The sequence below is a fragment of the Microlunatus sp. GCM10028923 genome, assembly GCF_042666975.1.
Classification (GTDB): Bacteria; Actinomycetota; Actinomycetes; order Propionibacteriales; family Propionibacteriaceae; genus Microlunatus.
The window spans coordinates 427,390-453,736 of the sequence record NZ_JBHTFF010000006.1; the positions used below are offsets into that span (position 1 = coordinate 427,390).

General features: G+C 70.7%; 22 protein-coding genes and 1 riboswitch. Of the genes, 10 read left to right on the top strand and 12 right to left on the bottom strand.

The window, feature by feature from the left end; translation table 11 throughout:
* Positions 1-7: 7 nt before the first annotated feature.
* The 3 genes from ACFQU4_RS17530 to ACFQU4_RS17540 all read right to left on the bottom strand — a co-directional run bounded on the left by ACFQU4_RS17530 (position 8) and on the right by ACFQU4_RS17540 (position 4,362).
* Positions 8-2,437 carry a polysaccharide lyase 8 family protein gene (locus ACFQU4_RS17530; protein ID WP_377494149.1) on the bottom strand — a complete coding sequence of 810 codons (2,430 nt, stop codon included), beginning with the start codon at positions 2,435-2,437 and terminating at the stop codon, positions 8-10.
* Entirely contained in the window at positions 2,434-3,168 is a 735-nt protein-coding gene (locus tag ACFQU4_RS17535) for a heparin lyase I family protein (protein ID WP_377494151.1), read from the bottom strand. Before ACFQU4_RS17535 ends, ACFQU4_RS17530 begins: the two co-directional genes overlap by 4 nt.
* 111 nt (positions 3,169-3,279) lie before the next feature.
* Complete coding sequence (locus tag ACFQU4_RS17540; RefSeq protein WP_377494153.1) at positions 3,280-4,362, bottom strand: substrate-binding domain-containing protein; 1,083 nt, start codon at positions 4,360-4,362, stop codon at positions 3,280-3,282.
* 60 nt (positions 4,363-4,422) lie between these two features.
* Between ACFQU4_RS17540 and ACFQU4_RS17545 the strand changes: the two genes are divergently transcribed.
* Positions 4,423-5,592, top strand: coding sequence for an anhydro-N-acetylmuramic acid kinase (locus ACFQU4_RS17545; RefSeq protein WP_377494155.1), 1,170 nt, complete (start codon positions 4,423-4,425; stop codon positions 5,590-5,592).
* 41 nt (positions 5,593-5,633) lie between these two features.
* Complete coding sequence (locus tag ACFQU4_RS17550; protein WP_377494157.1) at positions 5,634-6,110, top strand: GyrI-like domain-containing protein; 477 nt, start codon at positions 5,634-5,636, stop codon at positions 6,108-6,110.
* 12 nt (positions 6,111-6,122) lie between these two features.
* On the opposite strand, the gene mraY is transcribed toward ACFQU4_RS17550, so the two are convergent.
* Entirely contained in the window at positions 6,123-7,217 is a 1,095-nt protein-coding gene (gene mraY, locus ACFQU4_RS17555) for a phospho-N-acetylmuramoyl-pentapeptide-transferase (RefSeq protein ID WP_377494159.1), read from the bottom strand.
* Between the two features lie 377 nt (positions 7,218-7,594).
* On the opposite strand from mraY, the gene ACFQU4_RS17560 reads away from it, so the two are divergent.
* Together ACFQU4_RS17560 and ACFQU4_RS17565 are read left to right on the top strand one after the other, a co-directional pair.
* Positions 7,595-8,335 (top strand): nucleotidyltransferase domain-containing protein, encoded by a 741-nt coding sequence (locus tag ACFQU4_RS17560; RefSeq protein ID WP_377494161.1) that lies wholly within the window; start codon positions 7,595-7,597, stop codon positions 8,333-8,335.
* Positions 8,336-8,357: 22 nt separating this feature from the next.
* Positions 8,358-9,122 (top strand): TrmH family RNA methyltransferase, encoded by a 765-nt coding sequence (locus ACFQU4_RS17565; RefSeq protein WP_377494163.1) that lies wholly within the window; start codon positions 8,358-8,360, stop codon positions 9,120-9,122.
* A gap of 83 nt (positions 9,123-9,205) precedes the next feature.
* Here the strand turns inward: ACFQU4_RS17565 and ACFQU4_RS17570 are convergent, their stop codons facing one another.
* The 4 genes from ACFQU4_RS17570 to ACFQU4_RS17585 are packed head-to-tail and all read right to left on the bottom strand — an operon-like array spanning position 9,206 to position 11,602.
* Positions 9,206-9,823 carry a Ku protein gene (locus ACFQU4_RS17570; protein WP_377494166.1) on the bottom strand — a complete coding sequence of 206 codons (618 nt, stop codon included), beginning with the start codon at positions 9,821-9,823 and terminating at the stop codon, positions 9,206-9,208.
* The gene (locus ACFQU4_RS17575) at positions 9,751-10,101 is read right to left on the bottom strand and encodes a Ku protein (RefSeq protein WP_377494168.1); all 351 of its coding nucleotides are present in this window, start codon (positions 10,099-10,101) and stop codon (positions 9,751-9,753) included. Before ACFQU4_RS17575 ends, ACFQU4_RS17570 begins: the two co-directional genes overlap by 73 nt.
* A 10-nt stretch (positions 10,102-10,111) precedes the next feature.
* Positions 10,112-10,732 (bottom strand): L-threonylcarbamoyladenylate synthase, encoded by a 621-nt coding sequence (locus tag ACFQU4_RS17580; RefSeq protein ID WP_377494169.1) that lies wholly within the window; start codon positions 10,730-10,732, stop codon positions 10,112-10,114.
* A 33-nt stretch (positions 10,733-10,765) separates the two neighbouring features.
* Positions 10,766-11,602, bottom strand: coding sequence for a PP2C family protein-serine/threonine phosphatase (locus tag ACFQU4_RS17585; RefSeq protein WP_377494171.1), 837 nt, complete (start codon positions 11,600-11,602; stop codon positions 10,766-10,768).
* Positions 11,603-11,892: 290 nt separating this feature from the next.
* Here ACFQU4_RS17585 and metG point away from each other — a divergent pair, with 290 nt between their 5' ends.
* The 3 genes from metG (at position 11,893) to soxR (ending at position 14,669) form a co-directional block, all read left to right on the top strand.
* Entirely contained in the window at positions 11,893-13,374 is a 1,482-nt protein-coding gene (gene metG, locus ACFQU4_RS17590; protein WP_377494173.1) for a methionine--tRNA ligase, read from the top strand.
* 138 nt (positions 13,375-13,512) lie between these two features.
* Complete coding sequence (locus ACFQU4_RS17595) at positions 13,513-14,166, top strand: HAD family hydrolase (RefSeq protein WP_377494175.1); 654 nt, start codon at positions 13,513-13,515, stop codon at positions 14,164-14,166.
* A gap of 32 nt (positions 14,167-14,198) precedes the next feature.
* Positions 14,199-14,669, top strand: coding sequence for a redox-sensitive transcriptional activator SoxR (gene soxR / locus ACFQU4_RS17600; protein WP_377494177.1), 471 nt, complete (start codon positions 14,199-14,201; stop codon positions 14,667-14,669).
* Here soxR and ACFQU4_RS17605 read toward each other — a convergent pair whose 3' ends face one another.
* The gene (locus ACFQU4_RS17605; protein WP_377494179.1) at positions 14,670-16,286 is read right to left on the bottom strand and encodes a GMC family oxidoreductase; all 1,617 of its coding nucleotides are present in this window, start codon (positions 16,284-16,286) and stop codon (positions 14,670-14,672) included.
* Between the two features lie 130 nt (positions 16,287-16,416).
* Between ACFQU4_RS17605 and ACFQU4_RS17610 the strand changes: the two genes are divergently transcribed.
* Complete coding sequence (locus ACFQU4_RS17610) at positions 16,417-17,637, top strand: pyrophosphate--fructose-6-phosphate 1-phosphotransferase (protein ID WP_377494181.1); 1,221 nt, start codon at positions 16,417-16,419, stop codon at positions 17,635-17,637.
* A 922-nt stretch (positions 17,638-18,559) separates the two neighbouring features.
* Here ACFQU4_RS17610 and ACFQU4_RS17615 read toward each other — a convergent pair.
* Entirely contained in the window at positions 18,560-19,654 is a 1,095-nt protein-coding gene (locus tag ACFQU4_RS17615; protein ID WP_377494183.1) for a YhjD/YihY/BrkB family envelope integrity protein, read from the bottom strand.
* Positions 19,655-19,658: 4 nt separating this feature from the next.
* A complete protein-coding gene (locus tag ACFQU4_RS17620; RefSeq protein WP_377494185.1) occupies positions 19,659-20,768 on the bottom strand; it encodes an SLC13 family permease in 1,110 nt (369 codons plus the stop codon).
* Between the two features lie 87 nt (positions 20,769-20,855).
* On the opposite strand from ACFQU4_RS17620, the gene ACFQU4_RS17625 reads away from it, so the two are divergent.
* On the top strand, positions 20,856-21,140 hold the full coding sequence (locus ACFQU4_RS17625; RefSeq protein WP_377494187.1) for a 4a-hydroxytetrahydrobiopterin dehydratase: 285 nt from the start codon (positions 20,856-20,858) through the stop codon (positions 21,138-21,140).
* Between the two features lie 7 nt (positions 21,141-21,147).
* Here the strand turns inward: ACFQU4_RS17625 and gcvP are convergent, their stop codons facing one another.
* Positions 21,148-24,042 (bottom strand): aminomethyl-transferring glycine dehydrogenase, encoded by a 2,895-nt coding sequence (gene gcvP / locus ACFQU4_RS17630; RefSeq protein ID WP_377494189.1) that lies wholly within the window; start codon positions 24,040-24,042, stop codon positions 21,148-21,150.
* Between the two features lie 91 nt (positions 24,043-24,133).
* A riboswitch (glycine riboswitch) is annotated at positions 24,134-24,235 on the bottom strand.
* 161 nt (positions 24,236-24,396) lie between these two features.
* Between gcvP and ACFQU4_RS17635 the strand changes: the two genes are divergently transcribed.
* Positions 24,397-26,313, top strand: coding sequence for a hypothetical protein (locus ACFQU4_RS17635; RefSeq protein WP_377494191.1), 1,917 nt, complete (start codon positions 24,397-24,399; stop codon positions 26,311-26,313).
* Positions 26,314-26,347 lie beyond the last annotated feature (34 nt).

Sequence of the window (26,347 nt, forward strand, 5' to 3'; positions counted from 1 at the left end):
GGTCGGGTCAGGACAAGCGGACCTGGATCTGCTGGGTGCCGCCGGCCTGGTCGGTCAGCGGCGCGAACTCGATCACCAGCCGGTCCCCGGTGGTGATCTTGGTGACCGTGTCGGGCTTGCTAATCACCGAGGCGACCGGATGGTCCCAGGTGATCGTCAGGCCGGTCCCGGAGCGGGTCGGGTCCGAGACGCAGATCAGCGCGGTCCGGTCGTCGTCGCGCCGGACCAGCACCGAGGCCGGTCCGGAGGCGGCCAGGGCGCCGACGCCGGCCGGCTCCCAGAAGTTGGCCGCCGTCAGGCCGAGGTGATCGACCTCGATGCCCTGCACCGCGGCCGTGTTCGCGGTGATCGTCAGCCGGCCGCGCTGCTCCGGCGCCGCCAGCTCCTCGGTCCGCTCCGCCGTCGCCCCGGGCAAGATCACGTACGCGTAGCCGGCGGCGTCCGGATCGACACCATGATCGACATAGAGCGCGACGTAGCGCCGGGTGATCGCGTCGGTCGGCCCGCCGTTGTTGATGTCGCGCCACCGGCCGGTCCGCCGCTGGTCGAGCGCCGTGACCCGGACCGGGGCCGGGAACAGGTAGCCGGCGTGCCCCTCCAGATGGGCCCAGTGGGGTCGGCGGAGCCGGGCCGGCGCGCCGTCGGTCAGCGCCAGCGGTGTGCCGTCGACGACCAGGCCGGCCGCGTCGTCCGCGACCTGGCGGTTCTCGATCATGGAATCGACCTCATGGCCGTCGGTCGACCCGATCCCGGCACCGAGGCAGACGATGCCCTCGTCGATGCTGAACCAGGACTTCCGGGCCCGCAGGGTCGACTGGAGTCCGCGCAGGTCCTGGCCCGCCGCGCCGAACTCGCCGTCGGTGCAGCCGCCGACCCAGACACTGTCCGGCCGGGCAGCGCCCCAGTCGCCGCCGGCGCCGTTCGGCAGCGGCTTCAGCGAGGTGGTCGTCCCGGCCAGCCGGTACGGGTCGACGGTCGGCCAGAAGGCGTCGGAGAACTGGCCGATCGTCGCGTCGGTCCACCACTGCAACCAGCCCGACCCGGTGTGCCAGCCACGCAGGTTCTCCCCGTTGCCCACTTCGTAGTAGGCGATCCGGCGCGACGCCATCGAGATCCCCGCCGCCCAACCAGGCCGGCGATGCGTCACCCGGTCCATGCTGCCGAAGACCCGGTGTTCGACCGGCTCCGCGGCCGGCTTGACCGTGGCGTCGTCCATGATCGCCTTGAGGTTGCTCAGCCGGACCAGCGACTGCCGCGGGTCGGCCAGCGGCGGGCGCACGTCGTTGCGGACCAGCCAGCCCTTGATCATGGACCGCCACCTGGCAGCGCGCTCCGCGTCGACGCCCTTGGCGATCACCGCGATCGCACCGAGCACCGGCGTACCGCGCCCGAACTCGCCACTGCCGCTGCGGCTGATCCCGCGGCCCGACACGTGGTCCATCATCAGCCCGTTCATGATGAACGGCGCCGTGGCCAGGTCGATCGTGTCGAGGAACAACTCCCGGTTCGGATCGGTGACCTCCCACTCCGACCCGGTCAGCAGCGAGAACGCCCAGCCCAGCCCGTCGATCAGGGCGGACCCGTACCCGCCGATGTAGGGGACGGTGGTGTGCTGGATGAAGGACCCGTCGGCGTAGTAGCCGTCCCCCGTCGTCACGTACGGGAACACCGGCGACAGCGCGTCGCGGGCGACCGCCATCCGGGCCGCATTGCCGGTGAGCAGGGCGCCGCCGAGGATCGCCCGGCACAGGTCGACCCGGTTCGCCCCGGTGCTGGTGCCGGTGTAGTCGGCGACCGCCGAGTCCGGGACGAAGCGCTCGATCGCCGCGGCGTAGCGGGTTCGTTGATCATCGGTGAGGTGATCGAAGATCAGCGCCGCGGTGGAGCCGAGCCGTTGCGGGGACCCGATCTGGAAGTCCCACCAGTTGCCGAATCTCGGCCGGTCGGCGCCGTACACCTCCGCCTCCAGCTGATCCAGCCCGGTCAGGACCCGGTCCAGGACGGCGGCGTCGCCGGTCATCGCGGTGTCCGGCCGGACGTAGGCCTCGGCCAGCGTGAGCAGCCGCGTGTACGAGCTCGAGACCCGGGCCGAGTAGCCGTACGACTCCTGGTCGGTGTCCGGGTCGGGATCGACGTAGTCGAGGTCGGGCCAGAGCGCGCCCGGGCGCGGGGCGAAGTCGGCGGCATAGCGCGTCGCGGTGCTGATCAAGGTCTCCAGCGCGGTCCGGTACGGCTCCGCCGAGGCGTCGAACGGCGGCCCGAGATGGAGCGTGCGGCTGCGTTCCCGCAGTGCGTCGAACCCGGTCTCGGCGCTCGCCGTGGTCAGCGGGCCGCCGGCCAGCCAGAGGGCACCGGCCAGGCCGGTCCCGCCGACGGCCAGTAGCCGACGCCTGCTCCAGTGGCCGGCCGGGCGGTCTCCGGGAAGGTTGTCGATCATGAAACAGATCCCCTATCGGTGCCGAGCCTGGGGTCGTCCACCCAGACGTGCGATTCGGTGTTGGCGATGGTGGCCCCGTAGGTCCCCCAGCGCGGTTTGTTGCCCAGGTCGTCCCAGGTCCGGACTCCGGACCGGGCCGCGATCCGGGTCCCGTTCAGGTAGACCTCGATCGACCCGGCGCTGCCGGAACTGGTCGTGATGCCGAGCTGGATCGCGTTCCAGGTGCCGGGAGTCCAGGCGGCGCTGCCGATCCCGATCCAGGTCTCCCCCGGCGCGACGTACCAGACCCTGAGCCGGCCGTCCTCCACCTTCATGATCACCGGGTAGTTCTGCTGATGTTGATCATTGGTGCCGTTCGACTTCCACTGGAACACGGTCTGCGCGTTGCCGGTCTTGGTGTTCAGGTCCCAGCCGAACCACAGCGTCCGGTTGTCCCCGAGGCGTGACTCGTCGTTGATGCTGTGCACCTCGCACCGGTCGCTGCCGACCGGCTTGTTCAGCGAGAAGATGGCGCCGTGGCCGTCGTTCCAGTCCGTGACCGTGGCGGAGCCGCCGTCGCACAGTACGGCGGCGAAGACCCCGAATCCCTTGCTGGCGTTGCCGTCCCAGAGGATCGCCGCGGCGGCGGGCCGGGCGAACCCGACGGTGATCACGACGGCGACCAGGACCGCGGCAAGAAGGGCGCGGCCGGTCCGAGGTCGCGACGAGTGTGCTTCTGACGTCTCTGTCATGGCTGTCCTTCGACTCTGTGGTCAGCGGTTCCCGACTTCCTATCAAGCCCGCCGAAGGCGACACAACGATCCGCCCGAACGGCACAAAAGGAACATCCGGGTCGGCAGCGGCTAGCCGGGTGTCGAATCCCGCAGCACCAGCTCGGGCACCAGCCCGAGGTGCCAGCTCGGCTCCGGGACCCGGTCGCCGGCCGGCTCGCCGGCGGCCGCGATCTTGTGCAGCAGCCGTTCCAGGGCGCGCGCCCCGACCAGCCGCTTGGGCGGCGACACCGCGGTGAGCGGGATCTCGCACAGTTCGGCCAGCTCGTCGTCGTACGCGATCACCGCGAGGTCTCGCGGAATCCGGATCCCCTCCTGGAGCAGCGCCCGGACCACGTCGATCGCGCTGCTGTCGTTCTGGATGATGATCCCGTCCGCCCGGCCGGCCCGGACCAGCCGGACCAGCGACCGGATCGCCTCGGCGAACGGACGGGACTCCTCGACCGACTCCATCGGCGGCGTCGGCAGCGGCAGGCCCAGGCTGCGCATCGCGGCCAGGTAGCCGTCCCGATACCGGGTGCCCGGCTTGGCATGGCGATTCATCATGATCACGCGTTGCCGGCCGACGTCCGCCAGATAGCGGACAGCGACCCCGACACCGTGGGCATGATCGGCGAACACCGAGTCGTGGCCGGCCAGCGGATGGCCCGCCGGCAGGCTGCGTTCCATGATCACCAGCGGGCTGCGGCGGTCGGCCAGCGTGTCCAGGACATCGGAACTGATCATGGTCGAGTCGCCGGCCGGCGTGAACAGCACGCCCTGGACGCCCTCGCCCAGCAGCCGGTCCAGTTCGGCGCCGTCGTTGCTCTCGAGGTACTCGGTGAGGCTGACCACCAGCCGCACGCCCTGCTCGGCGGCGACCGCCTGGGCGCCCCGGATCACCTCCGCGTAGTAGTAGTCGCGGACCGGGACGACCATCCCGACGGTCACGCCGTGATCCGGGGCCGGCGGGTCCGGCTGCCACGGCGTGCGGGGCCACAGCACCCGGCCGTGCCGCCATTCCACCCGGTGGTGCTCGGTGAGCAGGTGCAGATCGCGGCGGATCGTCATCACGTGGACGTCGAGCCGTTCGGCCAGTTCGCTGACGGTGATCGTGCCGCTGTCGCGGACCAGGTCGAGCAGCTCCCGCTGGCGGGCCGTGACATGGGAGCGCACCCGCCCAGGTTAGGACACCGGGCCGCCGGCCGGTTCGGACGAATCGGTTACCGTGACGCTGTGCCGCTTCGGGTGATCGGGATGATGTCGGGGACCTCGTTCGACGCGGTCGACGCGGCGGCCGTCGAACTGGAGTTCGAGGGCGACGCGATCACGCTGCGGCCGCTCGGCCTGGTGTCGTGGCCCTATCCGGATGCACTGCGGACGGCGCTGGCCGAGGCCCTGCCGCCGCGGCCGATCGGCGCCGACCTGATCTGCCGGCTGGACACCGAGATCGGCCAGAGCTTCGCCGACGTCGCCGCCCAGGCGGTCGAGGAGTTGTGCGACGGCCGGGCCGACCTGGTCGCCTCGCACGGGCAGACGGTCTACCACTGGGTCGAGGACGGCGCCGCCCGCGGCACCCTGCAGCTCGGCCAGCCGGCCTGGATCGCGGAGCGGACCGGGCTGCCCGTGGTCGCCGACTTCCGGGCCCGCGACATCGCCGCCGGCGGCCAGGGGGCGCCGCTGGTCGGGCTGCTCGACGTGCTGTGGCTCCGGTCCCGGCCGGGCAACCCGGTCGCGCTCAACCTCGGCGGGATCGCGAACATCACCGTCGACCTCGGCACCGACCGTCCGCTGGCGTACGACACCGGGCCGGCCAACGCCCTCCTCGACGCGGCGGTACGGGAGGTGACCGGCGAGCCGTACGACCAGGACGGGGCCCGGGCCGCCCGCGGCCGGGTGCTGCCGGACGCGCTCGACCGGCTGCTCGCGGAGCCGTACTACCGCCGGCTGCCACCGAAGTCGACCGGCAAGGAGCTGTTCCACCTCGGCCACCTCGACGGCGTCCTGCCCCTGGCCGAGGACTCGCTGGACGACGCGCTGGCGACCCTGACCGAGCTGACCGCCCGTACCGTCGCGGAGGCGATCCTGCGGCACGGCCCGACCGAGGTGGTGGCGTCCGGCGGCGGGCTGCGCAACCCGACGCTGGCCCGCCGGCTCGCCGCCTTGCTGGACCCGGTCCCGCTGCGGACCGCCGACGAGCTCGGGCTGCCGTCGGCGGCCAAGGAGGCGATCCTGTTCGCGCTGCTCGGCTTCCTCACCGTGCACGGGCTGCCCGGCACGCTGCCGTCCGGCACCGGGGCCCGGCACGCGTCGGTGCTCGGTTCGATCACGCCGGGGCGCGGACCGCTGCGCGGCTTGCCCGATCCGGTTCCGCCTCGGGCGATCAGGGTGCTGCCAGGCCGCTGAGTTCCGGCGGTTCGGCGAGTCTTACCCGTATGGATCCTGTGATGACCGACCCGCGGATCGTCGACCGCGCCGCGCAGCCGTACCTCTTCATCGTCCGCCGCACCCCGATGAGCGGCCTCGCCGACCTGCCCGCCGTGCACGGACGCGTGTTCGCCCGGTTGGCCGAACTGGGCCTGGCCCCGGCCGGCCCGCCGTTCTGGAAGTACAACGAGATCGACATGCCCGCCGAGCTCGAGGTGGAGGTCGGCGTCCCCACCGCGACGGAGCTGGCCGGTGACGGCGAGATCGAGAGCGGTGTCTTGCCCGCGGGCCGGTACGCCACCATCGGTCACACCGGACACCCGGACGAGTTGATGGCGGTGACCGGGCGGCTGCTGGACTGGGCCGCCGCCGAGGGGCACCGGTTCGATGTCACCGACGACCGCTGGGCGGCCCGGCTGGAGATCTACGAGACCGACCCGGCCGAGCAGCCCGACCTGAGCCGGTGGCAGCACACGCTGGCGTTCCGGCTGGCCTGACCGGGCCGAACGTCAGGTGCCGAGCCAGCTGACGTAGAAGATGCCGACGCCGATGATCATGAAGACGCCGGCGATGATCCAGAACCTGATCGTGATCGTCACCTCGGCCCAGCCCTTGAGCTCGAAGTGGTGGTGCAGCGGGCTCATCAGGAAGATCCGCTTGCCCTTGGTGATCTTGAAGTACGCCCGCTGGACGATCACCGAGCCGGTGATGACGCAGAACAGGCCGCCGATGATGATCAGCAGCAGCTCGGTGCGGCTCAGCACGGCCAGGGCGGCGAGCGCACCGCCGAGGCCGAGGGCGCCGGTGTCGCCCATGATGATCTTGGCCGGCGGCGCGTTCCACCAGAGGAACCCGATCAGGCTGCCGGACAGCGCGGTCGCGACGATCGCCAGGTCCAGCGGGTCGCGGACCTCGAAGCACTGGTGCTCCAGCGACCGGGTGGCGCTCTGACAGGCCTGGCTGGACTGGAAGAAGCCGATGAAGATGAACGCCGACAGGGCCAGGATCGTCGAGCCGGTGGCCAGGCCGTCCTGGCCGTCGGTGACGTTCACGCCGTTCGAGGTGGCGACCGCCAGCAGGTTGATCCAGATCAGCACCAGCACGACGCCGACCACACTGAGCGCAGCCAGGTTGAGCCATGGGATGTCGCGGGTGAACGAGATCGCCGTCGACGCCGGGGTCAGGCCGGTCCGCGGGTCGGCGAACTGCAGGGCCAGGATCGCGAACACGGTGCTGACCGTCACCTGACCGGCGATCTTCTGCCAGCCGGTGAGGCCGAGACTGCGCTGCAGCCGGGTCTTGGTGAAGTCGTCCAGGAAGCCGACGACGCCGTGCCCGACCAGCATCAGGATCACCAGCAGCGCGCTCGGCGAGATCGGCACGCCCGGCCCGACCAGGTGGCCGAAGAAGTAGCCGACCAGGGATCCGGTGATGAACACCAGCCCGCCCATGGTGGGCGTACCGCGCTTCACCTCGTGGGTGGTCGGGCCGTCGACCCGGATCGGCTGACCCCAACCCCACCGCCGATACAGCCGGATCGCCACCGGCGTGACCAACAGGCTGAACAGCAGGCCGACGGCGCCGGCGGAGAGCAGAGCGATCATGCGGAGGCGACCACCTGGACCGTCGCGAGGAACGTGCTGAGCGGCAGACCGGGCCAAGACGTCATTGCGCCGATGTTAGTGGTAGCCGGCGGCGGCCGGACGACGCCGCTCCCGGAAACGGTCGATCCGCCCCGCTCGAAGCCGTCCGCTGCCGGCGCGCCGAGTGGCACGGGATTGCCGTTCAACGAGCCCCGAACCCCCGAAATCGGGCTTGGCGACACCGCAAAGTGCAGATCTGTGCCACTCGCCCCCGGTGCCCCTGTCGAGCCTGAATTTCGACCGGACCGCCCGGCGGCCAGGCATGTCGCCCGAGGTCGAATGAGACGGAATCACGATTTCCGGTACCAATTTCGCGAAAAGGCCGCAGAATGTACCGGGTGATCGACTTCGAACTCGTCGACCTCGCCCGCGGGCTTGTCCGGGACCGCTTCCCCCATCTCCGGGCCGCCTGGCTGGGCGGCAGCTTCGTCAGCGAAACGGCGACCCCCACCTCTGACCTCGATCTCACGGTGCTGCTGCCCGGTCCGCCGGCGCCGTACCGGGAATCACTGCGGTACGAGGGGTACCCGGTCGAGGTGTTCGTCCAGACCGAGCAGTCGTTGTCACACTTCTGCGACAAGGGCCTCGAGACCAGGCGTCCGACGATGATCCGGCTGGTCGGTGAGTCGATCATCCTCGCCGACCACGACGGCACCGGCGCCTCCTGGCAGCGGCGCTGCCTGGACTGGCTGCGGACCGGGCCCGAGCCGCTCAGCCAGGCCGAGGTGGACGCCCGCCGCTACCGGATCACCGACCTGCTGGACGACCTGCGCGGTGCCCAGGACCAGGACCGGATCGGGATGATCGGCTCCGGCCTGCTCGAGTCGTCGGCCGACCTGCTGCTGTCCGGTTCGAAGCGCTGGGTCGGTGGCGGCAAGGCGCTGGTAACCGAGCTGGAGCGGATGGACAAGGAGACCGGGAGCCGCTGGCTGGACGACCTGCTCGGCGCGACCCGGTCCGCCTGGACCGGCGACCCGGGCCCGATCGCCAAAGTCTCGGAGCAGATCCTGGACCAGTTCGGCGGGCCGTTGTTCGAGGGCTTCCGGGCCGAGGCGAGGATCCCGACCGCGTACTCCTGAGCCCGGGCGTAGGCTCTCCGCCATGCCCAGGGCCGACTCACCGAAGGACCGCTTCATCACCGTGTACGGCCACCGGCCGGTTCAGGCCGCCCTGGACGACCCGGACCTGGCGATCGACAAGGTGATGATCGCCGACGGCGAGCGCGGCCCGGCCGCCCGCCAGATCGAGTCCACCGCCCGCGGCCGCGGCGTCGACGTTCAGCGGGCCCCGGCACACCGGATCAAGCTGCTGTCCGGCAACGGCAAGCACGACAACGGCGTGCTGGCCGACGTGATCGCGCCCGGCATGCGGACCCTGACCGCCGCGCTGGACGGACCGGACCGGCCGCGCCAGGTGTTGCTGCTGGACGGCGTCCGTACGCCGAGCAACGTCGGCATGATCCTGCGCACCGCGACTGCCGCCGGCCTGGACGGCATCGTCATCCCGCACCGCGGCGTGGCCAGCATCGACCCGCTGGTGATCAAGGCCTCCGCCGGCGTCGCCTTCCGGGCTCCGGTGCTGCGGTCCGGCACCTCCGTCGAGGCGGCCCGGCAACTCCGCGACGCCGGCTTCCGGCTGGTCGGGCTGGCCGCGTCCGGCGACCACTCGATCTTCACCGTCGAACTCGGGCCCGCCGTCGCCCTCGTCCTCGGCAGCGAGACGGACGGCATCGGCCCCGAGGTCGGCGAACTGATCACCGACTGGGTCACCATCCCGATGCCCGGTGCGGTCGAGTCGCTCAACGTCGCCAGCGCAGCCGCCGTCGCCTGCTTCGAACTCGTCCGCCGCGGCCACGACGCTCCCTGAGCCAAACCATCACCGCGCCCTGAGCCTGTCGAAGGGCGAAGCCACATCTGCCCTAGCCCTTCGACAAGCTCAAGGCGCGGTGGTCAGCTGGCCTTCTTCGCGGAGGATTTCTTGGTGGTCTTCTTGGCCGCCGACTTCTTGGTGGCCTTCTTCTTAGCCGTGGATTTCTTGGCCGCCTTCTTCCCGGTACGCCGACCGCCGACCTCCTCGACGCTGCGCCGGAGGGCCTCGACCAGATCGATCACCTCGCCGCCGGACTCGCCCTCGCCCTCCTCGACGCCGAACGTCGCCGCCGTGTCGAGCGCCTCGCCCTCGGCCTTCTTCGCCTCGATCAGGGTCCGCAACTGCTCCTGGTACTCGTCGGTGAACGCGTCCGGCCGGAAGTCGCCGGCCAGGCTGTCGATCAACGACGACGCCATCTTCTTCTCCTGCTTGGACACCGAGGCCGTCGACGACAGCACGTCGAAGTCCGCTTCCCGTACCTCGTCGTCCCAGAGCAGGGTCTGCAGCATGATCACCTTGTCGCGCACCCGGAGGGCGCCGAGCCGGCTCTTCTGCCGCAGCGCGAAGGTGACGATCGCGGTCCGGTCGGACTCGGCCAGCGCGTCCCGGAGCAGCTTGTACGGCTTCACGGCCGCCTTGTCCGGTTCCAGGAAGTAGCTGCGGTCGAACCGGATCGGGTCGAGCTGGTCGTTCGGCACGAACGCCCGTCGATACTGCGGCTGCGTTCCTCGGGCAGCGCGGCGAGGTCGTCCTCGGTCAGGACGACGGTGGTGCTGCCGTCGTCGTAGGCCTTGTCGATGTGCTCGTAGTCGACGATCTTGCCGCACACCTCGCAGCGCCGCTGATAGCGGATCCGGCCACCGTCGGCGTCGTGCACCTGGTGCAGCGACAGGTCGTGGTCCTCGGTCGCGCTGTACAGCTTGACCGGGACGTTGACCAGGCCGAACGAGATCGCGCCCTTCCAGATGGACCGCATCGCGGCCTCCTCACTCGAACGGGGTCGGGTCCCCCGCGCCGACCCGGACGACCTCGGCCGCCCCGTCGGAGAAGTCGATCACCGTGGTCGGCTCGGCGCCGCAGTCGCCGGAGTCGAGGACCGCGTCCAGATCCGAGTCGAGCCGGTCCTTGATCTCCCAGCCCTGGGTCAGCGCGTCCTCCTCGCCGGGCAGCAGCAGGGTGCTGGACAGCATCGGTTCGCCGAGTTCGGCGAGCAGCGCCTGGGTGGTGATGTGGTTCGGGATCCGTACCCCGACGGTCTTCTTCTTGGGGTGCAGCATTTGGCGCGGCACCTCCTTGGTGGCCGGCAGGATGAAGGTGTAGCTGCCCGGGGTGGCCGCCTTGATGCTGCGGAACACGGCGTTGTCGATGTGGACGAACTGGCCCAACTGGGCGAACTCGCGGCAGACCAGGGTGAAGTGGTGCTTGTCGTCCAGCTGCCGGATCCGCCGGATCCGCTCCAGCCCCTCCCGGTTGCCGAGCTGGCAGCCGAGGGCGTAGCAGGAGTCCGTCGGATAGGCGATCAGCGCGCCGTCACGGACCAGGTCGACGACCTGCCCGATGGCGCGGGGCTGTGGGTTGTCCGGGTGCACATCGAAGTACTTCGCCATCGTCCGACCCTAGTGCCGTCCGGGTGGAGAGATCTAGGCACCCATCCGGACCGGAGCGGATTCGAGCCGTACCGGCGTCGGGTCGATCAGGTTGTCCGGCCCGCACGCACCGACGAACTGGCCGTGCCGCCGGATCAACGGACCGGTCTCGACCTCCCCGATGACACAGGTGATGTTGTCCCGGCCGCCCCGGTCCACGGCCGCCGCGATCAGCGCCTTGGCCGCATCGTCCAGGTCGTGGATGTAGAGCAGGTCGGCGATCTGCTGGTCGTCGACCAGGTCGCTCAGGCCGTCGCTGCAGATCAGCAGCCGGTCCCCCACCATCAGCTCGAGTTGGCACAAGTCGGGCACCGGCGGCTGCCGGTCGTCGACGGCCTGCAGGACGACGCTGCGGTACGGATAACTCAGCGCCTCCTCCTCGGTCAGCTCGCCGGTGTCGATCAGCCGCTGCACGAGCGTGTGATCATGACTGAGCTGGGTCAGGAAGCCGTCCCGGAGCAGGTACGCCCTCGAGTCCCCGACGTGTGCCATCGCACAGGTGTCACCGTCGGACATGATCGCGGTCAACGTCGTGGACATCCCCCGACGCTCCGGATGCAACTCCGCGTCGTCGCGCAGCTGCCGGTGGGCGACCTCGATCACCTCGGCCAGGAAACCGGTCAGATCTGGGTGATCATGAACGATCGCAGCCGAACTCAAAGCGAATGCCGTGCTCGCCGATGCGATCTCCCCGGCTGCAGCGCCGCCCACGCCGTCGGCGACCAGGAGCAGATACGGGCCGGCAAAGCCGGAATCCTCGTTATGCGGGCGGACCAGACCGACGTCGGTTCGGGCGGCGTACCTGAACCTCAAGCGGTCCGCCTCCGTCATGAGCGGCATACTAACCCGCCTGGCCGCGCGGATCGAGGCTGCCGCCGCCTCGGCGCGTTAAGACGGTGTGACGATGGTCGCACTCGCCCGGGATTCGGCCCGGGGCGAGCCCTCCCGCCCTGGCGAAAAGGGTGGGCGGCCTCGGGTGTGACCTGGCTAGGCTGGTGGGCATGTTCCGCACGCCGATCATGATGACCCCGCCCACGGGGTAATCCGGCCTGCGCCCATCCACCCCGCGGCATCGCGGGGTGGCCGAACTCCGAGGTGTCGCCTCCCCGAGGAGTTCTGCCATGACCGTCTACCTGACCACGTCGATCCCGTACGTCAACGCACGGCCGCATCTCGGCCACGCCCTGGAGTTCGTCCAGGCCGACGTGCTGGCCCGGCACCACCGCCATCGCGGCCGTTCGGTACGCCTGCTCAGCGGCACCGACGACAACGCCCTGAAGAACGTCACCGCCGCCCGGGCCGCCGGCGTCGACCCGGCCACCTTCGTCGCCGAGAACGCGGACGCCTTCCAACGGCTCACCGGTCCGCTCGGGCTGAGCCTGGACGACTTCATCCGGACCGGCAGCGACCCGCGCCATGCGCCGGGCGTCCAGCGGATCTGGCGCCGCTGCGCCGAGGCCGGCGACTTCACCCGGCGGACGTACCGCGGCCGCTACTGCGCCGGCTGCGAGCAGTTCTACACCGACGACGAACTCGTCGCCGGCCGCTGCCCCGAGCACGGCACCGAACCGGAACCGGTCGCCGAGGAGAACTGGTTCTTCGCGCTGAGCCGGTACGCGGAGCCGATCCGGCAGCTGATCAACTCCGGTGAGGTGCGGATCGAGCCGGAGTCGCGGCGCAACGAGATCCTCGGCCTGATCGACGCCGGGCTGCCCGACGTCAGCGTGTCCCGCCCGGCCGCCCGGGCCGACGGCTGGGGCATCGGCGTGCCCGGCGACGACGGCCAGGTGATCTACGTCTGGTGGGACGCGCTGGCCAACTACCTGACCTCGCTCGGGTACGCCGACGACGGTGCCGACTACCGGACCTGGTGGCAGGACTCGGCCGAGCGGATCCACGTCATCGGCAAGGGCATCGTCCGCTTCCACGCATTGACCTGGCTCGGCCAGCTGCTCTCCGCCGGCCTGCCCTTGCCGACCTCGATCTTCGTCCACGACTACCTGACCGTCGACGGCGCCAAGATCTCCAAGTCCGCGGGCGGGTCGGCCGATCCGGCGGCCGTGGTCGACAGCTACGGGCGGGACGCGGTCCGCTGGTGGCTGGCCGCCGGCGTGGCCCGGGTCGGCGACACCGACTTCACCGAGCCCGCCCTGGTCGAACGCCACGATTCCGACCTGGCCAACGGCGTCGGCAACCTGGTGAACCGCACCGTCACCTTGATCAACCGGCGACGCTCGGGCCGCGTCGACCGGCTCGACCCCGATCCGGAGCCGGCCGGAGCCGACCTGCTGGCCGCCGCCGACGCCCTGCCCGGCCGGGTCGACACGGCGCTGGCCCGCTTCGACCTGCGTGCCGCAACCGCTGCCGTGATCGACGTGGCCCGCGCGGCCAATCGGTATCTCCAGCAGTCCGAGCCCTGGCGGCTGCCCGCCGACGACCCGTACCTGGACCGCATCCTGGCCACGGCCCTCTCGGTCTGCCGCGTCCTCGCCGACGAACTCACCCCGTTGGTACCCGACGGCGCCGACCGGCTCCGCCACCAACTCGGTTCCGGCCCCGAGGTGGGCACGCCCGAGGCCGTCTTCCCTCAACTCGGCAGGTAGCAGGACGCCACGGCCCAGCCCGCAGTTGCGACCTGTCGCCCGCCCCGCCTTTCTCGCCGACTCGGCACCTCCGCAGCGACACGCCGACAGAACGGCTGCGGTTGTGCCCGGTCGGTGGTTTGGGGGGAGGGTTCGGGGGTGCTGCTGCTGATGGATCTCGACAACACGCTGGTCGACCGGGAGGCCGCGTTCGCGGCCTGGGCGAGTCGGTTCGTCGCCGAGGTGGGCGGTGGGCCTGGTGATGTCGACTGGTTGCTCGAGCTCGACGCGGACGGATATACGCCGCGGGACCGGGTCGCGGTGGCGCTGCGGGACCGGTTCGAGCTGACGGACAGCCCGGATCTGTTGGTCGCGCGGCTGCTGCGCGAGCACGTCGAGGAGATCAGGGCGGTCGACGGCGTCGCGGGCCTGCTCGAGTCATTGGCTTCGCAGGGCGTCCGGCGGGTGATCGTCAGCAACGGCAGCGTGTGGCAGCAGCGGCGCAAGCTCAAGTTGACCGGGCTGGCCGACCTCGTGGACGACGTGATCATCTCCGAGGCCGTCGGCTGCAAGAAGCCCGACCCGCGGATCTTCGCGATCGCGATGGACCGGTCCCCCGACCGGAGTGAGCCCTGGATGATCGGTGATCACCCCGACGCCGACGTACGAGGAGCAGCGCGGGTCGGCCTGCGGACGGGCTGGGTGGATCGCGGCCGCAGCTGGCCCGGCGACGACCTGCCCACCGTGCAGGCCGCAACCGCCCCGGCCGTGATCGAAGCCGCACTCGCCACCGGAATCCCGTACCACTCTTAAAGCTTGCTTCAGCTTGAACTAGTCTGGTGATCATGCTGCACAAGAACGATCAGCTGACCATCGGAGATCTGGCCGCCCGGTCCGGTGTCGCGCCCTCGGCGCTGCGCTACTACGAGTCGCAGGGTCTGATCGCCGCGACCCGCACCACCGGCAACCAACGCCGCTACGAACGGGCGATGCTGCGCCGGATCGCGTTCATCCGGTCGGCGCAGCGGGTCGGGCTGTCGCTGACGGAGATCACCGAAGCGATGGACAGCCTGCCGGACAACCGGACGCCGACCCGGGCCGACTGGGCGCGGCTGTCCCGGGACTGGCGGCCCCGGATCGACGCGCAGATCGCCCGGTTGATCAAGCTCCGGGACGAACTGGACAACTGCATCGGCTGCGGTTGCCTCAGCCTCAAGCGTTGCTCGCTGCAGAACCCGGACGACACGGTCGCCGCGGACGGGCCGGGTGCGGTCTACCTCGAGCCGGGTACGTCCCGGCTCTGCGAGCCCGCCTGATCATTCCTCGCGGATGAGGTCGGCCGCCCGCCAGGCCAGCGCGGTGACCGGCCCGTTGAGGTTGCCGGAGACGATCACCGGCAGCACCGAGGCGTCGACCACGCGCAGCCCGGCCACCCCGCGGACCCGCAGCCGCGAATCCACCACGTCCTCCGCGCTCGGACCCATGGCGCAGGTGCCGACCGCGTGATAGCCGGCGCTACCCACGGTCAGGACGTAGTCGAGGATCTCCTGATCGGTGCCGACGGCCGGTCCCGGTTCGGTCTCCCGCTCGATCCGATCGGCGAGCGGCGCGGTCTCGAACAGGCGGCGCAGCGCGCGGAAGGCGCCGACCGTGGTGGTCCGGTCCGGTTCCATGGCGAGGTAGTTGGCGTCGATGTCCAGCGGTGCGTCGGGATCCGCGGACGTGATCCGCAGACTCCCCTCGCTGACCGGCCGCAGCGCGAACCCGATCGCCATCATGCCGGGCTCGCGCTCCACCTCGACCGTCGCACCCTGCCGCCGCGGCGCGATGGACAGCGGCGCGATCTGCAGCTGGGCGTCCGGCCGGTCGAGTCCGGGCCGCGTCTTCAGGAACCCGACGATCTCGAACGGAGGCGCCGCGAGGACTCCGCGCCGGTGCTCCTGATACTCCTGCAGCGCAGCCTGCTGGCCCTCCGGCGTGCTCAGCACCGGGTTGTAGCCGAGCTCCTCGGTCAGTCGGAACTGGAGTTGGAAGGCCCGGTGCTCCCGCATCCGCCGGCCGAGCTTCGGTACGTCCCGGAGCACGTCGACGCCGGCGGCCCGGAGCACCGGCTCGGGCCCGAGACCGGAGAGCTGGAGCAGCTTCGGGCTGCCGATGGCGCCGGCGGCCAGGATCACCTCGCGGGTCGCGGTCGCCTCGAAGCTGTGGCCGTCGTGCCGGCCGGTGACGCCGACGGCACGTACCTCCGCAGCCGGGTCGCCGTCGAACAACAACCGATCGACGACGGTACGGACAGCGACGGTGAGGTTGGGCCGGTCCAGCGCCGGCTGCAGGAACGCCGTCGAGGCGCTGACCCGCCGGCCGTCGTGGATGGTCGCGATCGCGTACCCGATCCGTTCGCCGTCGGCCTCGTTGACGTCCCGGGTCGACCGCCAGCCCAGCTCGGTCCCGGCGGTGATCACGTCGTCCAGCAGCGGGGTGGCCCGCACCTCCGTACTGCTCACCTGGAGCGGCCCGCCGGCGCCCCGAACCGGATCGGCGCCGAGTTCGTGATCTTCGATCGCGGTGAACGCGGCCAGCAGGTCGGGCCAGCCCCAGCCCGGATTGCCGAGCCGGACCAGCTCGTCGTAGTCGGCGGCCTGGCCGCGGTTGTAGACCATGCCGTTGACCGAGCTCGAGCCGCCCAGCGTCTTGCCCCGGACCCAGTGCTCGACCAGCCCGGTCGGCCCGAACGGGCGCGTCGGATGGAACCAGGCGGTGTTCGGATCGCCGAGCAGGGTGAAGGCGCCGCCCGGCATCGCGATCAGTGGATTGCTGTCGTGGTCGCCGGCCTCGACCAGGAGCACCGTGGTGCCCGGATCGGCGGACAACCGGTCCGCCAGAACGCAGCCGGCCGGTCCGGCCCCGACGATGACGTAATCGAACTCTGCCACGGACATCCCCCGTCGCCTCGGTCGTATGCGGTCGCGCCCAGCACGCTAGTACGGCAGCCTCACCGAGGGAACCCAATTGCGCCCCGGGGTCGGCATCGCCCCGTCGACCGGGGACCCTAGGATGACCGCCATGGTCAAGAAGGTCGCACTGCTCACCGCCGGCGGGTTCGCCCCGTGCCTCTCCTCCGCCATCGGCGGGCTGATCCAGCGCTACACCGAACTCGCCCCCGAGGTCGAGATCATCGCCTACCGGCACGGCTACCAGGGCCTGCTCTCCGGCGACTCCCTCGTGGTCACGCCCGAGGTACGGGCGAAAGCCGGCCTGCTGCACGAGTACGGCGGCTCCCCCATCGGCAACTCGCGGGTCAAGCTGACCAACGCGAAGGACCTCGTGAAGCGCGGTCTGGTGGCCGAGGGCGTCGATCCGCTGCAGGCCGCGGCCGAGCGGCTGACCACCGACGGCGTCGACGTGCTGCACACCATCGGCGGCGACGACACCAACACCACCGCGGCCGACCTGGCCGCCTACCTGGCCGAGCACGACTACCCGCTGACCGTCGTCGGGCTGCCGAAGACGATCGACAACGACGTGGTGCCGATCCGGCAGTCGCTGGGCGCGTGGACCGCCGCCGAGCAGGGCGCCCGGTTCGCCGAGAACATCGTCGGCGAGCACAACTCCGCCTCCCGGATGCTGATCGTGCACGAGGTCATGGGCCGGCACTGCGGCTGGCTCACCGCGGCCACCGCGCAGGCGTACCGGGACTGGCTGGACACCCGCGACTGGCTGCCCGAGATCGGACTCAGCCGGGCGGCCTGGGACGTTCACGGCGTGTACGTCCCCGAGGCCGTGATCGACCTCGACGCGGAGTCGGTCCGGCTGAAGTCGATCATGGACGAGGTCGGCAACGTGACGATCTTCCTCTCCGAGGGCGCCGGCCTGGACACGATCGTCGCCGAACTGGAACGCTCCGGCGAAGAGGTCGAGCGCGACCCCTTCGGCCACGTCAAGATCGACACGATCAACCCGGGCGCCTGGTTCGCCTCGAAGTTCGCCGAGCGGATCGGCGCCGAGAAGGTGATGGTGCAGAAGTCCGGCTACTTCTCCCGCTCCGCCGCCGCCAACCAGCGCGACCTCGACCTGATCAAGTCGATGACCGACCTCGCCGTCGACTCCGCCCTGCGCGGCGAGCCGGGCGTGATCGGCCAGGACGAGGAGCGCGGCGACGAACTCCGCGCGATCGAGTTCGAGCGGATCAAGGGCGGCAAGCCGTTCGACATCACCCAGCCCTGGTTTGCCGACCTGCTTGCCGGCATCGGCCAGGCCACCCCGCAACCCGCCGCAGCGCACTAGCCTCTACTCGACCGGTCGTCGAGTGGACGCGTTGACCGGCAGATCCGCCGAAATCGAGGTCAACCCGTCCACTCGGCGCCATGAAGTCCGATGATCAGCATGATCAGCCCTCGGTCGACTGCCAGAACGGCGCCTTCGGCCGTACGGCGGCGCGAATGTCACCGGATTGCACTTCAAGGACCTCGCCGGGCCCGATTTCGGCTTCGGCGCAGCCGCAAACGACAAATCTGTGCCACTCCGTTCCGGATCGGTAAGGGGCGCCGATCCGCGCAATCCCATGCCGCTCGGGAAGCTCCCTCCGCGCCGACGAACCGGCCGGTCGCGGTGCCGCTGGTCTGGACACTGCCACGACGTGTCCCGCCCGAACGGCCGCCCCCGATCCGGCCTGGCTCCGTTGAGTCGATGATCATCTGCCGGCCAACACGCACGGCCCTCGGTCGATCAGAACGTTGACCCTCGGCAGCGCCGCGCGAATGTCACTGGATTGCACTTCAAGGGCCTCGCCAGGCCCGATTTCGACGTCGGCGCGGCCGCAAACGACAAATCTGTGCCACTCGCACCGGCGCCCCGTTCCAAGATCAGCTGCACGCCGAACCGAACGGCGCCACGCCACTCGGGAAGTCGCCCGGAACGGGGAATCCTGCACTTCGCCGTTGACAGAGGTCTCGGCGCTGTCGCCACACGGCCCGCCCGCACGCCAGACCTCGATCTGGCCCGGTTCGGCTGAATCGAGGGATCAGCCGTCGGCCGGCACGATCAGCTTCGACCGACCCGCCGCCCGTCCTCCTGCTCAGCCACACCCGCGCCCTCCCCCGACCAGCACCCCAGCACGCCGAGTGGACGCTTTGACCGGCAGAACCGCCGGGATCGGGGTCAAGCCGTCCACTCGGCGTCATGAACCGAGCCGACGGGTCGGGCGGGGTTACGAGTTCTTGTCGGCTCGGCGGCGGGCGAGGCGGGCGGCGAAGGCGGCGATCACGGCGCCGAGGCCGACGCCGGTTGCGGCGCCGGTGACGTAGCCGGCGCCCATGCCGACCCGGACCGAGCGGACTGCGACCTCCTGCGGGACCAGGACCGGTTCCGGCTCGGCGGGCTCGGGGTGCAGCGCGAACCGTACCCGCTCCTCCACCTGGACCGGCGCGACCGCCGGCTGGTGTGCGGTCGCGATCCAGGCGGCGACGAAGAGGATCAGGCGGGCGAACAGGTTGAAGAAGAGCATCAGGGCGATCACCGGGCCGAACACGGCGGCGGCCGCGTTACCCGCGAAGATGCCGACCAGGAAGCTGGTCAGATATTGGAGAACGCCGAGACCGATCGAACCGATCAGGGCGCCGCGCCGGACGGTCCGCCAGGGGAATCGGTATTCGGGCAGCACGGTGTAGAGGTACATGAACAGGACCCAGCCGGCGCCGACGGAGATGATCACCGGAACCAGCGACAGCACCGGCCTGAGCCACGGCAGGTCGTCCAGCCCGAGCCAGCCGATCACGGTGCCGCTCAGTGCGGTGGACAGTCCCGCCAGCGAGAAGGTCAGCGCGACCAAGATCAACAGTCCGACCAGGATCAGCAGGTTGACGCCGATCTTGATCAGGAAGTTCTCCTTCTTCTCCGCGTAGTCGAAGTTCTCCCGCATCTGGCCCTGCACGGCCTGCTTCAGGTTGCCGATCCAGCCGGAGCCGGAATACATGGCCGAGACCAGACCGACGATGCCGACCGTCGCCCAGCCCTTCAGAAAGTTCTCGATCAGTTTGGCGATCTGCTGCCCGCTGTTGCCGGAGCCGCCCACCGCGCCGGTCGCCGCCTCCACGACCGTCTGCATCAGGTCGGGGCGGCTGTACGTCAGCACGAAGCCGGTGATCGAGAAAGCGAACATGAGGATCGGCACCAGCGCGAGCACGGAGAAGTACGTGATCGCCGCGCCGAACTGGTCGCCGAGCCGGGTCGTGTACCGCTCACCGGTCCGGATCAGATGGGCGATCCCCGGGCGTGCCTTGATACGTTCGATCAGCTCCTTCACCCGGTCAGGGTAGCGACTGCGACCCACCGGTGACGGCGAGCAACACGACGGCGACCAGCAACTGCAGCACAACCAGCACCGCACCGCGGGCGGCGAAGCCCGGCCACGACACGGTGAGACCCGCCGCACGGCAGCGGCCGGCCCAGAGCAGCGTCGCCAGGCTCGCCCACGGCGTGATCAGCGGGCCGGCGTTGACGCCGACCAGCAGCGCGACGGTCCGGGCCAGCCCGTTGGCCACCGGCTCCAGGGCCAGGTAGGCCGGCAGGTTGTTGATCAGATTGGCCGCACCGGCGCCGAGCACGGCCAGCCGGGCCAGCTCCGGCCTGCCGTCGCCGGCGCCACTGATCCGGACCAGCAGGGCGGGCAGGCCGTGATCATGGGCGAGCTGGACCAGCAGGAACAGGATCGACACGCCGACCACCAGCCGCCACGGCACCAGGTGCCCGGACCGCCACGCCGCCGTCAGCAGATCCGGCCGCCGGACCGTCGTCGCCACCAGCAGGACGCACGCGGCGACCACCGCGGCCACCTCCACCGGTACGCCGGCGATGATCATCGGACCGAGCGCCCCCGCGACGACGAAAGCGATGATCAGCAGCGGCCGGTCCGGTGCCGGCTCCAGCGTCGGTCTCCGGTAATGGCCGCGCAGCGAGCCGCGGAACATGATCATCAGCAGGACGACGGTGACCAGGACACAGCCGAGGGCGACCGGCCAGACGAAGCCGGCGAACTCCCGCGCCGGCACGTCCAGCCGCTGCAGCGCCAGCAGGTTGGTCAGGTTGGACGACGGCAGGAACATCGAGGCGGTGTTGGCGATCCACACCGTCGTGTACGCGAACAGCAGCCGGTCCACCCCGAGCCGCCGGGCCAGCGCAAGGGCCACCGGCGTGACCAGGACCGCCGTCGTGTCCAGCGACAGCACCGCCGTGACTAGCACCGCGGCGACGGTGATCAACAGCCACAGAGCCACCACCGAGCCGCGGCCGAGCCGGGCCGCGACGTGGGCGATCCGGGCGAACACACCGGTCCGGTCCGACAACTCCGCGAGCACCGTCATCGCGACCAGGAAGACCAGGATCGGGACGACCCGCTCCGCCAATCCGATCAGGTCCACCCGCAGACCGTAAGCTTCGCCGCCGACAGCCCTGCCGCCGGGTCGGCATCCTTGACAGGTCAGGGCAGCCGGTCAAGGCTGGCAGACATGACCCGACTTCTCACCGACGACGAAGTGGACACCCAGCTCGCCGACCTGGACGGCTGGTCCAGGGTCGAGGGCGAGCCGGCGATCCGCAGCACCACCGAGCTGGCCGACTTCGTGGCGGCGCTGGCGTACGTGAACCGGGTGGGCGACCTGGCCGAGGCCGCGAACCACCACCCTGACATCGACATCCGCTGGAACAAGGTCACGCTGACCCTGTCCACCCATTCCGAGGGCGGCCTCACCCAGGCCGACATCGAGCTGGCCCACCAGCTCGCCGGCCTCTGACCGGACCTCAGTCCTCGTACGCCTCCGGCGGCGGGCAGGAGCAGACCAGGTTCCGGTCACCGTAGCCGCCGTCGATCCGGGCGACCGGCGGCCAGTACTTGTCCCGGGCTCCGCCGCCGATCGGACCGCCGTGCAGGCCGGCCGGGAACGCCGCCACCTTCCGCGAGTACGGATGCTCCCACGCGTCGTCGATCACGGCGGCCTGCGTGTGCGGGGCGTTCACCAGCGGGTTGTCCTCCGCCGGCCACTCCCCCGCCTCGACCCGGGCGATCTCGGCCCGGATGTCGATCATGGCCTGGCAGAACCGGTCCAGTTCGGCCAGGTCCTCGGACTCGGACGGCTCGACCATCAGCGTGCCGGCGACCGGGAAGCTCATCGTCGGCGCGTGGAAGCCGTAGTCGACCAGACGCTTCGCCACGTCGTCGACGGTGATCTTGCTCGCCTTGGTCAGCGGCCGCAGGTCGATGATGCACTCGTGCGCGACCAGCCCGCCACGCCCCGTGTAGAGCACCGGGTAATGATCATGGAGCCGGGCCGCAACGTAATTCGCCGCCAGCAGTGCGTGCTGGGTGGCCGAGGTCAGGCCGTCGGCCCCCATCATGGCGATGTAGGCGTAGCTGATCGGCAGGATCCCCGCCGAGCCGTACGGGGCGGCGGAGATCGGGCCGATGCCCCGGTCACCGCCGACCTCGCCCAGCGGATGGGTCGGCAGGTAGGGCACCAGGTGGGCGCCGACGCCGATCGGGCCGACCCCCGGGCCGCCGCCACCGTGCGGGATGCAGAACGTCTTGTGCAGGTTGAGATGGCTGACGTCGGCGCCGAAGCGGCCGGGCCGGGCCAGGCCGAGCAGCGCGTTGAGGTTGGCGCCGTCGACGTACACCTGGCCGCCGGCGTCGTGCACCAACGCGCACAGCTCGGCGATGCCCTCCTCGAACACCCCATGGGTGGACGGGTAGGTGACCATGATCGCGGCGAGCTGATCACGATGCTTGTCGATCTTGGTCCGCAGATCGTCCAGATCCACCGACCCGTCCTCGGTGGCACCGACGACGACCACCTTGAGTCCGGCCATCGCGGCCGAGGCGGCGTTGGTGCCGTGCGCGGAGGACGGGATCAGGCAGACCCGGCGATCATGATCACCGCGGGCGTCGTGGTAGGCCCGGATGGTGAGCAGGCCGGCCAGCTCGCCCTGGCTGCCGGCGTTCGGCTGCACCGAGACCTTCGCGTAGCCGGTGATCTCGGCCAACCACGTCTCCAGCTCGTTGATCATGGTCGCGTAGCCCTGGGCATCGGCGACCGGCGCGAACGGGTGCAGGTTGGCGAAGCCGGGCAGCGAGATCGGCTCCATCTCGGCCGTCGCGTTGAGCTTCATGGTGCAGGAGCCGAGCGGGATCATGCCCCGGTCCAGTGCGAAGTCACGATCGGAGAGCGCCCGCAGGTAGCGCAGCATCGCGGTCTCGCTGTGCGAGTTGTGGAACACCGGGTGGGTGAGGAAGTCGCTGGTCCGCCGGCTGCCGGCCAGCCGGTCCGGGCCGGTCTGGCCCGGCGCGGTGTCAAGGTCGAACGCCTTCCGCACCGCCGCCAGCGCTCCGCTGTCCGCGTCCTCACCGATCGAGATCCCGACCTGATCGGAGTCGACCAGCCGCAGGTGCACGCCGTGCTCGCGGGCCGCCTCGACGACGCGGGCGGCGTGGCCGGGGACCCGGACCAGGACGGTGTCGAAGAAGGTTCCGTGCACCACCTCGAAGCCGGCCCGGCCGAGGTCGTCGGCCAGCGCGGCGGCGTTGCGGTGCACCGTGCCGGCGATCGACCGGAGTCCGTCCGGACCGTGATAGACCGCGTACATGCCGGCCACGACGGCCAGCAGCACCTGCGCGGTGCAGATGTTGGAGGTGGCCTTCTCCCGGCGGATGTGCTGCTCCCGGGTCTGCAGCGCGAGGCGGTACGCCGACGTACCGGCGGCGTCCTTGGACAGACCGACCAGCCGGCCGGGCAGCTGCCGCTCCAGCCCGGACCGGACCGCCATGAAACCGGCGTGCGGGCCGCCGTAGAACAGCGGGACCCCGAACCGCTGGCTGGAGCCGACCGCGATGTCCGCACCCCACTCGCCGGGCGGTGTGATCAAGGTCAGCGCGAGCAGGTCACAGGCGGCGATCACCTGAGCCCCCGCGGCGTGCGCGGTCTCGGCCAGGGCACGCAGCTCGTCGGTGCCCGCGAGCCGACCGGAGGCCCCCGGAGTCTGCACCACCACGGCGAACGGGTCGTGCGCGGCGATCGCCGCGGCAAGATCATCTTCGGCCACGACCACGGCGATCCCGGCAGCCTCGGCCCGGGTCTGTACCACGGCGACGGTCTGCGGCAGCGTGTCGGCGTCCAAGATCACCACGGAGCCGGACTTGTTCGTGCGGCGGGCCAGCGTGATCGCCTCGGCGACGGCGGTGCCCTCGTCCAGCAGGCTGGCCCCGGCGGTCGCCAGCCCGGTCAGGTCGGCGACGGCCGTCTGGAAGTTGATCAAGGCCTCCAGCCGGCCCTGGCTGATCTCCGGCTGGTACGGCGTGTAGGCGGTGTACCAGGCCGGGTCCTCGAGCACATTGCGGCGGATCACCGGCGGGGTGACGGTGCCGTGGTAGCCGAGCCCGATCATCGCGGTCAGCGGCCGGTTCTGCTCGGCGAGGGCACGCAGTCGTACCGCTGCCTCGGACTCGCTGAGCGCCGGCGGGAGGTTCAGCGGCGCGGGCTCCCGGATCGATTCCGGCAGCGAGGCGGCGACCAGTGCGTCCAGGCTGGGCTGCCCGACCGCGGCGAGCATCACGTCGCTCTCCGCCTGGTCGGGTCCGATGTGCCGGTCCCGGAACGGACGGTCCGGGTCGGCGGTGCCGGCGGCGGTGCTGTGATCGGTCATGACGGCCATGGATGGGGCTCTCTTCCGTCGGGTGGTGCCCGGACTCGTCCGGTGCACTCCCCCTCTGTCGCCCCTCCGGCTTCAGAGTTGCCAGCACAGTGCGGTTCTGGGTGCCTGAGAGGTTCCGGGGAGGTTGCCCCTTCGGCGCCGCCGGGCCGGCCTTGATCCCGACGGACTCTCCCGCACTGCTGTTGCGGCAGGGCCCAGCGTAACGCCCCGGCCCCGGGATGGGCGAACGGACAGGCCGATCACCAGCCGGACAGCAGCGTTGACATACGGACACGCCAGTACCTAGGTTCCGGACAGGCGAAAGTCCCACGTTCGCATCGAGCACGTGCCGCAAAGGAGCCCTGCATGGACCGCCGTACCCTGCTTCGAACCGCCGCCATCACCGTGCCCGCCCTCGGTGCCGGTTGGCTGAGCGGCCCGGTCCTGGCCGCTGCCGAGACCAGGACCAGGACGGTCGACCTGGGCCCGGCGTCGATGGCCTGCAACACACTGAGCGGCGGCTTCGTCGGCGACCGGCCGTACCTGGTGTCCCATCTGCTGCAGCCGGCCCGGGTCGGGCTGTTCGATGCCGGGGTCACCCAGCTGGCCGCCCTGGTCGACCTGCCCACCGGCGGCGGCGCCTGGTCCAGCGTCACCGACGGCGACGTGATCTACATCGGCACCCACACGGTGGCCGACCTGTACCGCTGGGACACGGCGTCCGGCGCGCTGACCCGGCTGCACTCCGTGCCCGGCGCGACGTACATCTGGGACATCAGCCGGACCGCCGACGGGAAGCTCTTCCTGGGCACCTATCCGGACGGCAAGGTCTGGGAGTACGACCCCGCGACCGGGGCGCTGCGGGATCTCGGCGTGGCCAAGGACGGTGAGAAGTACGTCCGCAGCATCGTCGCCGACGACACCACCGTGTACGCCGGCATCGGCAACCACGCCGGGCTGATCGCGATCGACCGGGCCACCGGCGAACGCCGCGACCTGACCCCGGCCGAGTTCGCCGGCGAGTCCTTCGTCTATCAGCTGACCCAGACCGAGACCCACGTGATCGCCGGCACCCACGGCAACGGCAAGCTCGCGATCATCGCCAAGAGCGATCCGGCCGACTGTCGCGTCGTCCATCCGGAGGGCGTGATCACGATCGGCAAGCTCGCCGCCCGGAACGCCGACGAGGTGTACTTCGCCGGCGGCACGGGGTTGTGGCGGCTGACGGTGTCCAGCGGCGCACTGGTGCAGCTCACGCAGCACATGGCCGGCAACTTCGCCGCCTCGGTGCACGTCCGCGGCGACACCGTCGCGATGTTCAGCAACGCCGCCACCCTCTCGACGTACGACCTCGTCACGGAGCAACTGACCGAGTTCGACTTCCGGGCGGCCGGGATGCCGCCGGCACCGGAGCTGCCGCAGTCGGTCTGCGGACGGGGCGGCAGCCGGGTCTATGTCGGTGGCCACGGCGGGGTCGAGGTGCACGACCTGGCCGAGCCCGGCACCACCCACCGGCTCAAGCTCAGCGGCGAGGCCAAGTCGATCCAGGCGCATGGCCGGCACCTCTATCTGGCGATGTATCCGTCGGCGACCCTGGTCCGGCTGGACCCGGGCACCGGTGCGTTCCGGACGGTTGCGGAGATCGGCAACGAACAGAACCGGCCCAACGATCTCACCGTCGAGCCCCGCCGCGGGCTCATCCTGATCGGCTCCAGCCCGGACTACGGCAAGGTCGGCGGCGCGTTGTCGATCTTCGACCTCGGGTCGGCCCGGCTGGAGGTCCATCGCAACGTCGTCGAGGGACACCCGATCGTCGGCACCGCCGTGCACGGCGGACTGGGACTCGCCTTCGCCGGCAGCGAGCGTCCGACGGCCGCCGACTCGGCGACGGTGGCGATCTTCGACCTGGCCGACCGGCGGGTGGTCGGCACGGTGGTGCCGGTGCCGGGCGCCGCGGCGATCCCGCACCTGCTGGTGCTCGGCGACGTCCTGTACGGCACCACGAACGCCGGCGTGATCTTCGCCCTCGACGTGCCCACCGGCAAGGTGCTCCGGCAGGCCGCCCTGGGCACCGGCCGGGTCGATCTGGTGGCGGCGCGGGACCGGCTGTACGCCGTCAGTCACCAGCGGTTGCTGCGGGTCTCCCGGACCACCCTCGAGGCCGAGACCGTGGTCGACGGGCTGGCCACCGACCCGACCAGCTTCCCGATGCTCGCCTTCGACGAGACCAACCACAGCCTGTACACGATCACCGGACGGAACCTGCTCCAGGTCGTCCTCTGAGCCGTTCCGAGACCGGCTGTCGGTGCCGGCTGTT

Bases quoted from the DNA above. Each gene is read 5' to 3' on its own strand.
- ACFQU4_RS17635 (WP_377494191.1), top strand. From the start codon at position 24,397: ATGGACCGCCGTACCCTGCTTCGAACCGCCGCCATCACCGTGCCCGCC.
- ACFQU4_RS17530 (WP_377494149.1), bottom strand. From the start codon at position 2,437: ATGATCGACAACCTTCCCGGAGACCGCCCGGCCGGCCACTGGAGCAGG.
- mraY (WP_377494159.1), bottom strand. From the start codon at position 7,217: ATGATCGCTCTGCTCTCCGCCGGCGCCGTCGGCCTGCTGTTCAGCCTG.
- ACFQU4_RS17575 (WP_377494168.1), bottom strand. From the start codon at position 10,101: ATGCGGTCCATCTGGAAGGGCGCGATCTCGTTCGGCCTGGTCAACGTC.
- ACFQU4_RS17535 (WP_377494151.1), bottom strand. From the start codon at position 3,168: ATGACAGAGACGTCAGAAGCACACTCGTCGCGACCTCGGACCGGCCGC.
- ACFQU4_RS17550 (WP_377494157.1), top strand. From the start codon at position 5,634: ATGACCGACCCGCGGATCGTCGACCGCGCCGCGCAGCCGTACCTCTTC.
- ACFQU4_RS17625 (WP_377494187.1), top strand. From the start codon at position 20,856: ATGACCCGACTTCTCACCGACGACGAAGTGGACACCCAGCTCGCCGAC.
- metG (WP_377494173.1), top strand. From the start codon at position 11,893: ATGACCGTCTACCTGACCACGTCGATCCCGTACGTCAACGCACGGCCG.
- soxR (WP_377494177.1), top strand. From the start codon at position 14,199: ATGCTGCACAAGAACGATCAGCTGACCATCGGAGATCTGGCCGCCCGG.
- ACFQU4_RS17565 (WP_377494163.1), top strand. From the start codon at position 8,358: ATGCCCAGGGCCGACTCACCGAAGGACCGCTTCATCACCGTGTACGGC.
- ACFQU4_RS17580 (WP_377494169.1), bottom strand. From the start codon at position 10,732: ATGGCGAAGTACTTCGATGTGCACCCGGACAACCCACAGCCCCGCGCC.
- ACFQU4_RS17585 (WP_377494171.1), bottom strand. From the start codon at position 11,602: ATGACGGAGGCGGACCGCTTGAGGTTCAGGTACGCCGCCCGAACCGAC.
- gcvP (WP_377494189.1), bottom strand. From the start codon at position 24,042: ATGACCGATCACAGCACCGCCGCCGGCACCGCCGACCCGGACCGTCCG.
- ACFQU4_RS17610 (WP_377494181.1), top strand. From the start codon at position 16,417: ATGGTCAAGAAGGTCGCACTGCTCACCGCCGGCGGGTTCGCCCCGTGC.